13 protein-coding genes and 1 pseudogene are annotated in these 12185 nt (G+C 70.5%); 5 read left to right on the forward strand and 9 right to left on the reverse strand.

Annotation, left to right across the window (positions count from 1 at the left end):
* Positions 1 to 178 precede the first annotated feature (178 nt).
* Positions 179 to 358: a hypothetical protein gene (locus ACVKXF_RS12345; RefSeq protein WP_456795866.1), complete on the reverse strand. Its 180-nt coding sequence runs from the start codon at positions 356 to 358 to the stop codon at positions 179 to 181.
* Positions 359 to 629: 271 nt separating this feature from the next.
* Here ACVKXF_RS12345 and ACVKXF_RS12350 point away from each other — a divergent pair, with 271 nt between their 5' ends.
* Positions 630 to 1343, forward strand: a complete 714-nt coding sequence (locus ACVKXF_RS12350; protein ID WP_456795867.1) for an ANTAR domain-containing protein — start codon at positions 630 to 632, stop codon at positions 1341 to 1343.
* A gap of 77 nt (positions 1344 to 1420) precedes the next feature.
* On the opposite strand, the gene ACVKXF_RS12355 is transcribed toward ACVKXF_RS12350, so the two are convergent.
* The 3 genes from ACVKXF_RS12355 to ACVKXF_RS12365 form a co-directional block, all read right to left on the reverse strand.
* Complete coding sequence (locus ACVKXF_RS12355) at positions 1421 to 2437, reverse strand: carboxypeptidase-like regulatory domain-containing protein (RefSeq protein WP_456795868.1); 1017 nt, start codon at positions 2435 to 2437, stop codon at positions 1421 to 1423.
* A 126-nt stretch (positions 2438 to 2563) separates the two neighbouring features.
* Positions 2564 to 3355, reverse strand: coding sequence for an NAD-dependent epimerase/dehydratase family protein (locus tag ACVKXF_RS12360; RefSeq protein ID WP_456795869.1), 792 nt, complete (start codon positions 3353 to 3355; stop codon positions 2564 to 2566).
* Positions 3356 to 3433: 78 nt separating this feature from the next.
* Positions 3434 to 3823 (reverse strand): MerR family transcriptional regulator, encoded by a 390-nt coding sequence (locus ACVKXF_RS12365; RefSeq protein WP_123313571.1) that lies wholly within the window; start codon positions 3821 to 3823, stop codon positions 3434 to 3436.
* Positions 3824 to 3873: 50 nt separating this feature from the next.
* Between ACVKXF_RS12365 and ACVKXF_RS12370 the strand changes: the two are divergent.
* Together ACVKXF_RS12370 and ACVKXF_RS12375 are read left to right on the forward strand one after the other, a co-directional pair.
* A pseudogene (locus ACVKXF_RS12370) lies at positions 3874 to 4650 on the forward strand (NADPH-dependent F420 reductase); the annotation flags it as partial.
* Between the two features lie 149 nt (positions 4651 to 4799).
* The gene (locus ACVKXF_RS12375; protein ID WP_456795870.1) at positions 4800 to 5846 is read left to right on the forward strand and encodes an alpha/beta hydrolase; all 1047 of its coding nucleotides are present in this window, start codon (positions 4800 to 4802) and stop codon (positions 5844 to 5846) included.
* Positions 5847 to 6003: 157 nt separating this feature from the next.
* On the opposite strand, the gene ACVKXF_RS12380 is transcribed toward ACVKXF_RS12375, so the two are convergent.
* From ACVKXF_RS12380 to ACVKXF_RS12395, 4 genes are all read right to left on the reverse strand, one after another.
* On the reverse strand, positions 6004 to 6501 hold the full coding sequence (locus ACVKXF_RS12380) for a hypothetical protein (RefSeq protein ID WP_456795871.1): 498 nt from the start codon (positions 6499 to 6501) through the stop codon (positions 6004 to 6006).
* 136 nt (positions 6502 to 6637) lie between these two features.
* Complete coding sequence (locus tag ACVKXF_RS12385) at positions 6638 to 7405, reverse strand: SDR family NAD(P)-dependent oxidoreductase (protein WP_456795872.1); 768 nt, start codon at positions 7403 to 7405, stop codon at positions 6638 to 6640.
* A gap of 28 nt (positions 7406 to 7433) precedes the next feature.
* Entirely contained in the window at positions 7434 to 8219 is a 786-nt protein-coding gene (locus ACVKXF_RS12390) for an SDR family oxidoreductase (RefSeq protein WP_456795873.1), read from the reverse strand.
* 77 nt (positions 8220 to 8296) lie between these two features.
* Positions 8297 to 8893, reverse strand: coding sequence for a TetR/AcrR family transcriptional regulator (locus tag ACVKXF_RS12395; RefSeq protein ID WP_456795874.1), 597 nt, complete (start codon positions 8891 to 8893; stop codon positions 8297 to 8299).
* A gap of 135 nt (positions 8894 to 9028) precedes the next feature.
* Here ACVKXF_RS12395 and ACVKXF_RS12400 point away from each other — a divergent pair, with 135 nt between their 5' ends.
* Together ACVKXF_RS12400 and ACVKXF_RS12405 are read left to right on the forward strand one after the other, a co-directional pair.
* Positions 9029 to 9841: an HAD-IIB family hydrolase gene (locus tag ACVKXF_RS12400; RefSeq protein WP_456795875.1), complete on the forward strand. Its 813-nt coding sequence runs from the start codon at positions 9029 to 9031 to the stop codon at positions 9839 to 9841.
* On the forward strand, positions 9838 to 11052 hold the full coding sequence (locus ACVKXF_RS12405; protein ID WP_123313578.1) for a glycosyltransferase family protein: 1215 nt from the start codon (positions 9838 to 9840) through the stop codon (positions 11050 to 11052). Before ACVKXF_RS12400 ends, ACVKXF_RS12405 begins: the two co-directional genes overlap by 4 nt.
* Positions 11053 to 11140: 88 nt before the next feature.
* On the opposite strand, the gene ACVKXF_RS12410 is transcribed toward ACVKXF_RS12405, so the two are convergent.
* Positions 11141 to 12172, reverse strand: a complete 1032-nt coding sequence (locus tag ACVKXF_RS12410; RefSeq protein WP_456795876.1) for an LLM class flavin-dependent oxidoreductase — start codon at positions 12170 to 12172, stop codon at positions 11141 to 11143.
* Positions 12173 to 12185 lie beyond the last annotated feature (13 nt).

Raw genomic sequence — 12185 nt, forward strand, 5'->3', positions numbered from 1 at the left:
CGGATCTCGTGTCGAGCCCGGACGCCCTCGTGATCGGCAAGTACGACCTCTTCGGCGACCGGATGGCCGAAGCACTCGATCAGCGCCCCGCCGACGAGCCGGTGTGGGAGTCCCTGCGACGGGTGTTCGACATCACCCTCGATGACGTCCAGGACGACCACCAGCGCGCGAGCGAGCGTCAGAAGTACATGCGCCCCCGCGCGATGTCCGATTCGGCCTGCCGAAGCGCGTCCGCGACCTCAGGGTCAGTCCCCTCGAACTTCGCCGCCCGAGCGCCGAAGTCCGTCCAGCGGTGCATGACGAACCACAGCACGAGCAGCACCGCGAGGACGACACCGGTTCCGATCCGCCACCACATGCGGGCAGCGTAGGTGTGACCGACCGCCGGCGCAAGGACCGTGATCACCCGTTGCAGGATCGGCGATCGGACACAGCTCGAACCGGCGGAGCGGCGCCGGCTTGCTCCGTCATCACCCGTCACGGCGCGTCTGCGATCGGATCACCGGGGTGACGTGAACCCGCGCCAGGTGTGTTCGCATCCCCGGGCCGTACGGTGGTGTTACGCGGTCTTCGACTGCTGGAGCAGGGCACGACCAGCCACTTCTGATCACAGCATCTGGAGTGACCCCGTGGGCGCCGATCGCGAACGACGACTGTTGCAGATGATCATCGCGCTGGTCGGCAGTGCCACCGGTTCAGAGGACCTCAGCGGGCGGCTGCAGCATCTGGCGGACGAGTCGGCGGCGTTGTTCGACGTCCACGCTGCCGGGCTGATGTTGTTCGGCTCGGACCACCGGTTGCAGATCACCGCCTCGGTGGGACACCACAGCGGACTGCTCGAGCTCCTGCAGCTCGAAGTCGGCGACGGGCCCTGTCTCGAGGCAGCGCGGACCGGGAGCGTGGTCTCGATCCCCGACGTCCGACTGGCCGAGCCGCGATGGCCGCACTTCTGCCGGGCTGCGGCTGACGCCGGGTACACGGCTGTCCACTCGATCCCGCTGCGGCTCCGGACGACCGTCATCGGATCGCTCAACCTGTTCGGCGAGTCCGCCGGCGCGTTCGACGAGGACGACCTCGTCGCCGCCCGAGCGCTCGCCGACATCGCAGCGATCTCGCTCCTGCAGCAGCGCTCCATCGACGACGCGGTGACGACGCAGGGGCAGCTGCAAGCAGCGCTCGACAGCCGCACGGTGATCGAGCAGGCGAAGGGGTGGATCGCGAACCGCAACGGGGTGGACACCGCGACCGCGTTCTCCCTGCTGCGCGACCACGCGCGGCGGAACCAGCTCCCGCTCGCCGAGGTCGCCCTCGCCGTCCTCGCCGGACGGACCACCCTCGGCTAGTTGTACTCGGCCACGCGCCCGGCGTCGCCGGCTCCGCTCGTTTCCGCTTCGGTCACCCCGGAGCGTCGACATGTGGATCAAGACGTGGCTGCGGTCGAAGCGGCCACGGCCACGGACGTTTCGGGCACCGCCCCACCCCAGCCGTTGAACCCTCCGAACACGACCTTCACCGGGACGGCCTGCGCCCGGTCGGCCACGTACTGGTACACGCCGCCCGGACGTCCGAGCCACAGCGAACGCGCCGGCGTCGCGGTCGTCGCCACTGTCCGGAGCTCGACCACGTACTGCCCGGAGGGGATCTGGAACTGCGCCGTCTGCTCGCTGTCGAGCAGCGTCGAGAACCGGGTCGAGAACGACGCGCCGGTCGTCGCGTTCGTCACCGTCACCCTCGCGCCACTGAGCTGCGCCGAGGGGGCGCGGGACGACGTGGCCGCGAAGACGACCAGGTCGTAGTCACTGTGCGCGTAGTGCCTCGACAACGTCACCTGCGAAGCAGGGAGGGTCCCACGCTGCTGGTACACCCGGGTCTTCCAGACGGCGGGCGACGCCGTTCCGCTGGCGTACGCCTCGATGCGGTACTTCCCGGTGCTCAACCCGACGAACCGGTACTGGCCCCTGTCGTCCGAGGTCGTCCGGAACACCTGCGAGGTGTCCTCGTTCCAGGCGTACATCAGGCGCCCAGTGGCGGGCCCCGTGGGGCTGGCCACACCGCCCTGCACGGTGGCACCGATCACGAGCGGCACGGTGACCGCGACCGTCGAACCGCCGCGGACCTCGATGTCCGAGCGGAGTCCGGGCGCGTAGGTCGCCGCTCCGTGCGGCGGAAGCTGCCGTGTCGTCACCGTGACGGTGTCCGGCGCGGGGATGTCGGTGAACGTCGCGGTGCCGTCGGCATCGGTGGTGGCGTTCCCGACGACGGCGTCGATGCCGATCGCCGCGAGCTCGACGTCCGCCAGCCGGATCGCTGTGCCGTCCGGCGCTGCGAGCTGCACGGCGATCGTTCCCGACCCGGCCGCAGCCGCTGGCGGCGCCAGGCCGACCATCGCGGCTGCGGCAAGCGCCACGACCAGTGTCGTCCCCGTGATCAGTCGCATCGCGTTCCCCGCTCACCAGTCGTACCTTGCGGGGGACTGTACGCGTCGGGCGGGCGGTGGGGAAGGCTCGTCCGGTGGTCGCCGCGCCCGAGCGTGGCCTCGGGAACAGGCCCGGTCGACGATCGCCTACCGGCGCATCCGGTCTGTCGAGTACTCGGGGGTGGCGTACTTCTCACCTTGCGGCACGTCGGGGTCGATGAGCTCCCGCGTGCTCCATGCGGCCGCGTCGTCCTGCGGGAAGAAACCGACGGCTTCCCCGGACTGGAGGTCCCACCAGCCATCGGTGTTCGCGGAGACGGCGTAGAACACTGCGGTGTGTTCGGTCGTCGTCATCGCTGCGACGAAGGCGCGGATCGCGTCCGAGGGGCTGAGCCACGTCCGCTGCTCTCGAGCGGACGACGGCTGCTCCTCGTAACTGCCGATGCGCAACGAGATGGTGCTCATCCCGAACTTGTCCGCGTACAGCCGACAGAGCGCTTCCCCCGCCGCCTTCGACACCCCGTAGAAACCGTCAGGTCGCGGCGGCATGTCGGGCGTCACGTGGTCACCCGCGGTGTACGAGCCCGTCAAGCGATTGCTGCTCGCGTACACGACCCGGCGTACCCCTGCCCGCCGGGCGGCTTCGAGCACGTGGTAGGTCCCGAGGATGTTGGCCTCGGCCAGGTCGTGGAAGTCGGCCTCGTCGGCGATGCCACCGAGGTGGACCACGCCGTCCGCTCCGGCGAAGAGCTCCACCAGGTTCTCCAGGTCGGCGAGGTCGACCTCTGCGACGGACTCGTGTGGGGCGCTGGAGGTGATCGGACGAATGTCGGTGGAGACGAGGACCGCGTGACGCTCCAACAGTGCCGACCGGAGTGCAGACCCGATGTTCCCGGCAGCACCGGTGATGACCCAACGGCTTCCGGCGATGCTCGACATCGTGCGATCGTACTGGCCGAACTGCCTGGCGAAGTCCTGACGACGGACCGTCAGTCCGGCCCGGAACGGCGAACCGGACTAGCTCGCCCGGGTCTCCGGTGACTGGATGCCGGCGAGCTCGAGGGCTCGGAGGTAGCTGGTGATGGCGTCCCGGTTGTGCACCAGGAAGTCGATCTTCTCGGTCATCCGGTCGCGTTCGGTCTCGAGCAGGGCGAACAACCCGGGTTCGGCGTTCTCGACGACGATCGTCTGGGGTTGCCCGAGGCAGGGGAGGATGTCCGACACGATGCGTGTGGGGATGCCCGCGTCGATCAGGCCCTTGATCTTGCCCACGCGATCGATCAAGTACTCGTCGTACTCCCGGTACCCGTTGTCCAGACGCCTCGGAGTGATCAGCCCCTGCTCCTCGTAGTAGCGGAGCATGCGAGACGGCACGCCCGTTCGCTTCGACAGCTCTCCGATGCGCACGCGTCCTCCTCGGGCGACTTGACCTTCACACTAATGAGAAGGTTGATCCTAGTGGGATGTCTGTTGTAGAAGAAGACCACCTGACGATCGGGATCATCGGTGCAGGGTCGATCGGCTCCACCATCGCCCGACGCCTGAGCCGGCAGGGTCACGACGTGATGATCGCCAACTCGCGCGGCCCCGAGACGATCGACGAGGCAGCGCTGCGTACCGGAGCCAGGGCAGTCGCCGCGGCCGAGGTCGCGCATGGAGTCGACGTCCTGATCGTTTCGGTCCCGATGAACCGCAACGCCGACATCGCCGAGTACGTCCGATCCGCTCCAGAAGGCGCAGTCGTCATCGACACCTCGAACTACTACCCGATGCGCGACGGCTCGGTGCGCGCCTTCGAGGAGGGCGTTCCGGAGAGCGTGTGGCTGTCGGAGCTGTTCGGACGCCCCGTCGTGAAGGCGTGGAACGCGATCACCTCGCAGTCGTTCGATGCGAAGGCCGTGGAACCGGGTGACCCTGCTCGTGTGGCGATCCCCGTGGCGGCCGACCGCGACGCCGATCGAGCCCTCGCGATGCAGCTGGTGGAGCAGACCGGCTTCGACGCCGTCGACGCCGGCGTCCTCGCCGAGTCGTGGCGTCAGCAGCCTGGTTCCCCCGTCTACTGCACCGACCGCACGCGCGCCGAGATGCCGGACTGGCTCGCCGCCGCCGAGAAGGAGCGCGTGCCGAAGCGCCGCGACCTGGCGATGGAGGTCATCGGCGACTACGTCCGAGGCGGTGGTGACGCCACGGAGGGGCGATTCCTCGTGGCGATCAACCGCGCGTCCTACAGCTGACGCCCGCTTCCGTGTACAGCGGTGTGCGACCCGTGGTGTCGTGTGCACTACTGTCGTCGGCAGAGGGAAAAAGCCCGCGCTGCTCCGGCAGGCGGGACCGCACACGCGTCTCACGGGAGTCGCCACTTCTTCATCGAAGGAGTGCGCCCGTGTCCGACCCCATCGCCCGCCCGCCGTTTGACCCCGAACTCGCGACCTTCCTGACGGCGCTCGAGGCCCGCGGTCCGTTCACCCTCACCGCGGAGATGCTGCCCCGCATGCGACAGCTCGACGTGCCCGAGGACGTCGTCGACGAGCGCCTGCGTTCCCGCGGGTACCAGCGGCGCACCGTCACCGTGCCGGGGCACCTCGGCGACCCCGTCGACCTCGCGATCATCGACCGCGTCGAGCGCACTGAGGAGACCAGCGCGACCAGCGCGACCGCGGCCGTCTTCTCGATCCACGGCGGAGGCATGATGTTCGGCCACCACCTCGGGAACCTCGACTCGTTCGACGACTGGCTGCTCGACCACGACGTGGTCCTCGTCAGCGTCGACTACCGCCTCGCACCCGAGTACCCCGATCCGTACCCGGTGGAGGACTGCTACGCCGGTCTCGTCTGGGTGGCGGCGCACGCCGACGAGCTCGGCATCGACCCGGCACGGATCGTCATCGCGGGGCAGAGCGCCGGCGGCGGACTCGCCGTGGGGACAGCCCTGCTCGCCCGTGACCGGCAGGGTCCCGACCTGATGGCGCAGATCCTCGTGTCACCCATGCTCGACGACCGTGACGAGACCGTCTCGACCCAGCAGATCGACGGCGTCGGGGTCGCCGACCGTCAGATGAACCGCTTCGCGTGGGATGCGTACCTCGGGGCACGCCGTGCCACGGCGGACGTCTCGGAGTACGCCGCTCCGGCTCGTGCCGCAGACCTGTCGGCGTTGCCGCGCACCTACATCGACTGCGGCAGTGCTGAGGTCTTCCGCGACGAGGACGTCGCCTTCGCGAGCCGCCTCTGGGCAGCAGGGGTCGACGCGGAGCTCCACGTCTGGCCCGGAGCCTTCCACGGGTTCACGAGCATGGTGCCCGACGCCGCGATCTCGCGGACCGCGACCGCGGCCCTTGCGGACTGGACCCGACGACTGCTCGGCGATCCTTCGCCGATCAGTCGCGCAGCCGGGCGCCAGGACGGCCCCGTGACGGGGCTGTCTCGGTAGACGTCCCCACGAGGGACGGGAGGCCCGGTGCCAGCTGGCACCGGGCCTCCCGGCACGGCCGTCACCCCGCTGGCGCGGTGCGCCGGTACCGGCGGGTGGGGCCCACCTCCCGTCAGGGCGGGTGTCACGGCGCGATCAGCGGACCATGGCGCCTGCCTCACTCGGCGCTGCGGAGCTCCTGCACATCCCCGTCGGAGCACTTCGAGACCCCGGTGACGCTGTACCGCTGCGGGTAGGCGTTGAAGCCGATCGAGGTGACCGTGCCGTCGACACCCCGGATGCCGGTGAGCGGGTCCGAGCCGCCGCTCTCGAACCGCTCCGTCGTGATGCCCTTCGCCTGCCAGAGATCCTCGACCGCACGGATGTCAGCCGCGTCGGTGCCGTCGGTGTCGCTCCGCTCCAGGATGTACACGAAACGGGCGCCGTCCCCACCGCCCGACTGGGTGCAGACCTCGGCGGCAGGGCCGCGGTACACGGTCCAGTCACCGCCGACGGCGTCGGCGGATTCCTCGACGATGCTGACGATCGACTGCTTCGCTTCGGACGGATCCGCCGCCTTGCTCCCGGGAGCGTTGCTGCAACCGGCAGCGCTCAGAGCCGCTGTCAGGATGACGGCGGCACCGACGCCGACGCGGCCAGGGATTCGTGCGTTCACGTCTTCAGTGTCCACTGTCGGGGCGACGAGGGACGGGAGGCACGGTGCCGGCTGGCACCCTGTCTCCCGTCCGCCGTGGTGTCGCGTCCCGGGCCCGGTCCACGCGCGCAGGAGGCCGCATCCGTCTCGGAAGCGGCTAGTGGGTGGTCCAGCCGCCGTCGATGACGAGTTCCTCGCCGGTGACGTACTTCGCCTCGTCGGAGGCGAGGTAGACCATGCCGTAGCCGATGTCGGTCGGTTCGCCGACGTGCGGCGGCAGGGGCACCTCGCCGCCGAGCTGCTCGGCCATCGTCTCCTTCGTCATGCCCGCAGCGGCGGCGAGGCCGGTGTAGACGGAACCGGGGTGGATCGAGTTGACGCGGACACCGTCGCCGGCGAACCACTGTGCGGCGTGCTTCGTGAGGGACCGCACGGCGCCCTTCGACGCCGAGTACGCGGCTCCGCCGGCATCGGAGACGCCGCCGACGATCGCGGCGATGGACGACACGTTGACGATCGAGCCGCCGCCCTGCCGCTGCATGTGCGGGATGACCGACTTCATGCCGAACCACACGCCGGTGGTGTTCACCGCCATGACCGTGTTCCAGTCGTCGAGCTCGGCTTCGAGGATGCCCTTCGCGATGTGGATGCCCGCGTTGTTGACGAGCACGTCGACGCGTCCGTGGTCGGCGACCACCCGTTCGACGACGCCGTTCCACGATTCCGGCGACGTGACGTCGAGCGTGATCGCGGTGGCCCGACCTCCTTCGTCGCGGATCGTGGCCGCTTCCCGCTGCAGTGCCGCTTCGCTGACGTCGGTCATGATGACGGTCGCGCCCTCCCGGGCGAACAGCTGGGCTCCGGCGAGGCCCATGCCGCTCGCTGCGCCGGTGATGATCGCGACCTTGTCGTCGAGTCGTGCCATGTCGTGTCTCCTGCTCTCGTGGTGGGGGTCAGATGCGTTCGGGGCGTCGGATGCTCTCGGCGCCGCCGTCGATGAAGACGATCTGTCCGGTGACGTGCGTGTTCTCGGCGCTGGCGAGCCAGGCCAGGAGCGCTGCCGGGGCTGCGGGTGGTGCGGCCGGACCGTCCAGGGGAGACGGGGCTCCCGCGTCGAGGGCGGCGCGGCCTTCGGCGCTCTCCAGTGCTGCGGCGGTCATCGGCGTCTCGATGACGCCGGGAGCGATGGCGTTCAGTGCGATGCCGGCGCCGGCCCACTCCGGGTCCTTCGCGTGGGTGCGGACCCACTGCGCGATCGCCTTCTTGGTGGTCGAGTAGATGGCGCTGGACCCGGCGGCGTTCGTCGCGGTGCCGATGCGCTCGGCCTCCTGGAGTGCGCCCGGCTCGTCGTCCGCGAGGAGCCGCTCGTACAGGCCCTCGTCGACCTCCTCGAGGGCCGCGAGGGACGCGACGACCACGGCGCGCGGGGCGTCGGAGCCGGCGAGGAGCGGGCGGAGTCCCTCGAGCGTGGCCGTCGCGCCGAAGTAGTTGACCCCGACCGTCACGGGACTCGCCGCGACGAGCCCGGCGACGGCGATCACGCCGTCGACCCGGCCTCCGGAGCGCTGCTCGACCTCGTGCACGAGCGCGGTGCGGCCCTCGCCGGTACTGAGGTCCGCGACGACGTCCGCGTCCTTGATGTCGACACCGATCACGCGGTGCCCGTCGGCTTCGAGTCGTTCTGCGGTGGCCTTGCCGATACCGGAAGCGGCTCCGGTGACCACGTACGTCCTGCTCATGGTGGTTCCTCTCGTCATCGTCGACGTCGGCGCGCGGGAGCGCGCGAGCTCCGCTCGGGCAGCGGAGAAGTCAGGGGTCAGTCGCTGCCGACCAGCCACTCGGGCATGACGGCGACCAGTCGTTCGGCCATCGCGTCCTGTTCGGCGGGAGCGTCGTCGCGCAGCCACGCCGTGAGCATCGCGATCGCACCGCCGGCGATGAACCGGGCGGTGTCCTCGGCGTGGACGGTCCGGGGGACGCGCACGCCGAGCAGTCGGATCGTCGCGAGGACCTGCTGCGCGTACGCGGCGACCACGCTCTCGTGCACCCGCCCGGACAACCGCCAGTCCAGGGACGCCCGGTAGAAGGCGGAACGCGAACCGATGTGCGCGAGCATCCGGCGGTTCGCCGAGACGGCCAGGGTGCGCAGGTCGGCATCGCGGTCGTCCCGTGCCCGGAGGTCGTCGAGCCCGATGTCCCGGAAGGCGTCGACCAGCATCGCGACCGCGAGGTCGTCGAGGTCCGCGAACTGCGCGTAGAACGCGCTCCGGCTCACCCCGGCAGCGCGGGCGATCGCGTTGACGGTGATCTCCGTCGACGCGTCGGCGGCGAGGCCCTCGACGGCGCGGACGATCGCGGCACGGGTCCGCGCTGGACGGGGATCGGTTGCCCGCACGGGCGCGCTGCTCTGCACGGACCCACCATACGACTTTTCCGACACGTGCGTGGAAAATGCCGGGATGCGCCGTTCACCAACCGGACTCCCGCGCATGGCAGGGTGGTCCGGGGCATCGTCGCCCGCAGCCCAGCCAGCCGCGAGCGGAGCACGATGCCACCACCCGACCTGATGGTCGTCACGGACCTCGACGGGACGTTCCTCGACCACCACGACTACTCGTTCGACGCTGCCCTGCCGATGCTCGAACGCCTGCGCGCGGACGGCGTGCCGGTGGTGTTCTGCAGCAGCAAGACCCGGGCCGAGATCACCGCCCTGCAGCGGCGGACCGGTCTGGACGGGCAGGCGTTCGTCGCGGAGAACGGCGCGATCGTCGTGGGACGAGACGGCAACGTGCTCGCGGGACCGCCAGACGGCGAAGTCGCGCGGCTCTGTGCGGATCTCGACCGCATCCGAGCGGACCTGGACCTGCACTTCGCGACGTTCGGCGGCGAGACCGACGCGGTCGTCGCCGCGTGGACCGGACTCGACGTCGTGGCGGCGGCCGCCGCCCGGCAGCGCGAAGCCTCCGAGGTCCTGTTCTGGCATGCCGAGGACGACGACCGCGCCGAGGCGTTCCGACGGGCGCTCGCCGCGGCCGGCCTCGACCTCGTGCGCGGCGGCCGCTTCTGGCACGTCCTGCCGGCCGGACGCGACAAGGGCACCGCGGTCCGCCTGCTCGTCGCCGACCACGAGCGCCGCACCGGCGCCGTCCCGCGCACCATCGGGCTCGGCGACGGCCCGAACGACACCGCGCTCCTCGACGCCGTCGACCTGGCGGTCGTCGTGCGCGGCCACGGCCCGGCACCCGGACCCCTCGCCGACGACCGCCCCGAGCGCGTCCACCGCACGACCGCCCCCGGCCCGCAGGGCTGGGCCGAGGGCCTCACCCGGTTCACCACCCCGTCCGTCAGGAGCCACCGATGAGCGACTTCCACCAGAACGGCGTCATCACGACGTTCCACGACCTCGGCCGCCGCAGCACCGCGAGCATCGAGGACGACCTGCGCGGGTTCGCCGAGAAGCGGCCGATGAGCCTGATCCTGCCGGCGCTGTACTCGGAGCTCGAGCGTCCCGCGCTCGCACGGATCGTCGACGAGCTGGCCGAGGCCGACTGGCTCAGCGAGATCGTGATCGGGCTTGACCGCGCCGACCGTGCGCAGTTCGAGCACGCGCGGGAGTTCTTCGCACGGCTGCCGCAGCGGCACCGCATCCTGTGGAACGACGGGCCGCGCCTGCGGGAGCTCGACGCCGAGCTGGAGCGCGAGGGGCTGGCTCCCGGCGAGCCGGGCAAGGGCCGGAACGTCTGGTACTGCACGGGCTACGCGTTGGCGTCGGAGCGCGCCGAGTGCATCGCGCTGCACGACTGCGACATCACCACGTACGAGCGGGGCATGCTCGCGCGGCTGTTCTACCCGGTCGCGAACCCCGCGTTCGACTACGAGTTCTCGAAGGGCTTCTACGCCCGCGTCGCCGACGGCCGGATCAACGGGCGCGTCGGACGCCTGCTCGTCGGTCCGCTGCTCCGGTCGCTCCGCCAGGTCTACGGCGAGTCCGAGTACCTGGAGTACCTCAGCAGCTTCCGGTACCCGCTGTCGGGCGAGTTCGCGATGCGCGCGCACGTGCTGAACGGGTTGAAGATCCCGGGGGACTGGGGCCTCGAGATCGGCATGCTGTCCGAGGTGTACCGCGACTACGCGACGCGCCAGGTGTGCCAGGTGGAGATCGCGGACGCCTACGACCACAAGCACCAACCCCTCGCCGAGGCCGACGGCACCGGCGGACTCGCCCGCATGGGGAACGACATCGTGCAGTCGCTGCTGCGGAAGCTCGCGACGATGGGCGTGCCGCTCACCTCGGACTCGTTCCGGGTGCTCAAGGCGACGTACTACCGGAACGCGCTCGACATCGTCGAGGTCTACCGGCACGAGGCGGAGATGAGCGGCCTCGGCTTCGACCAGCACGCGGAAGAAGCCGCCGTCGAGCTCTTCACCAAGGCGATCCTCGACGCCGGTGGCGCGTTCACCGCGCGCCCGAACGACAAGCCGTTCATCCCGAGCTGGAGCCGGGTGCGCTCCGCGGTGCCGGACGTGCTCGACCGGTTGCGGGATGCGGTCGAGGCCGACCAGCAGGACTGATCACGCGCCCTGGGCGCGACCACAGAGCGGACGGGAGGCACGGCGAAAGCTGGCCCCGTGCCTCCCGTCCGGCGGTCTGGCGCCGTTCTCAGGCCGCCGGTCCCGGCGCCCAGCCGAGTTGCGGACCCAGGTGCTCGGCGATGTCCGTGATGATCTGCGCGTAGTCGTCCGGCTCGAACGAGAACGGCAGTGCGAAGGCGACCTCGGTGACCGCCTGGTAGCCGGCGTCGGCACGCAACCGGTCCGCGATCTCGGCAGAGGTCCCCACCAGGTCGGCGGCGAAGAGCATCCCCGCGGGTCCCATCGGCACACCCACGCGCCCCGAGCGGCTCGCGACGTAGGCGCGGTAGCGGGCCTCCTGCTCGCGGGTCGCGGTGTCGGTCGGGATGACGACCAGCCCCTGCGAGACACGGGCGGAGTCGGGGTCGGGGTGGACGTCGAGGTAGGCGTCGATCTGGGCCCGCTGGTTGGTCGCGAAGTTCGTGCCGTTCTCGCTGCGGGTGACGCTCGACGTCAGCAGGTGGAAGCCGTTCTCGCCGGCCCAGACTGCCGACTTCGTGCTGCCGGTGCCGTACCAGATGCGGTCGGCCAGGCCGTCACTGTGCGGTTGGACGGTGCTCGCGAACTCCTCGATGCCCCGACGTTCGACGGTGTCGGTTCCGGTCACGTGGTCGCCGCGAACCAGGTCGCGGAAGCGCAGGAGCCGGTCGTTGCCCAGGTCCTCGTGCTCGAGGGTGTCGGGGTAGATCGCGTCGCGGTACAGGTCGAAGTTCATCGGGGTGCCGACCGAGAACCCGGGGTTCAGTCGGCCACCGAGGAGCACGTCGACGGTGCCGAGGTCCTCCGCCAGGCTGAACGGGTTCTCCGCCCCGATCGGCGTGACGGCGGTGCCGAGGTCGATCCGCGAGGTCCGCTGCGACGCCGCGGCCAGCACCGCGACGGGGGAGGAGATGCCGTGCTGCAGGTGCCGGTGGCGCAGCCACGCGCTGTCGAAGCCGAGCGCTTCCGCACGCTCGATGACGCGGAGCGTGTCCTCGTGGCCCTCGGACGGTCGGGCGGGGTCGAACGACCCGATCGTCAGGAAGCCGAGCCGGTGCAGGGGAGTTCCGTCGAGGGGCATGGGTCGATCGTGC

It is taken from the genome of Curtobacterium sp. PvP017 (assembly GCF_054060195.1).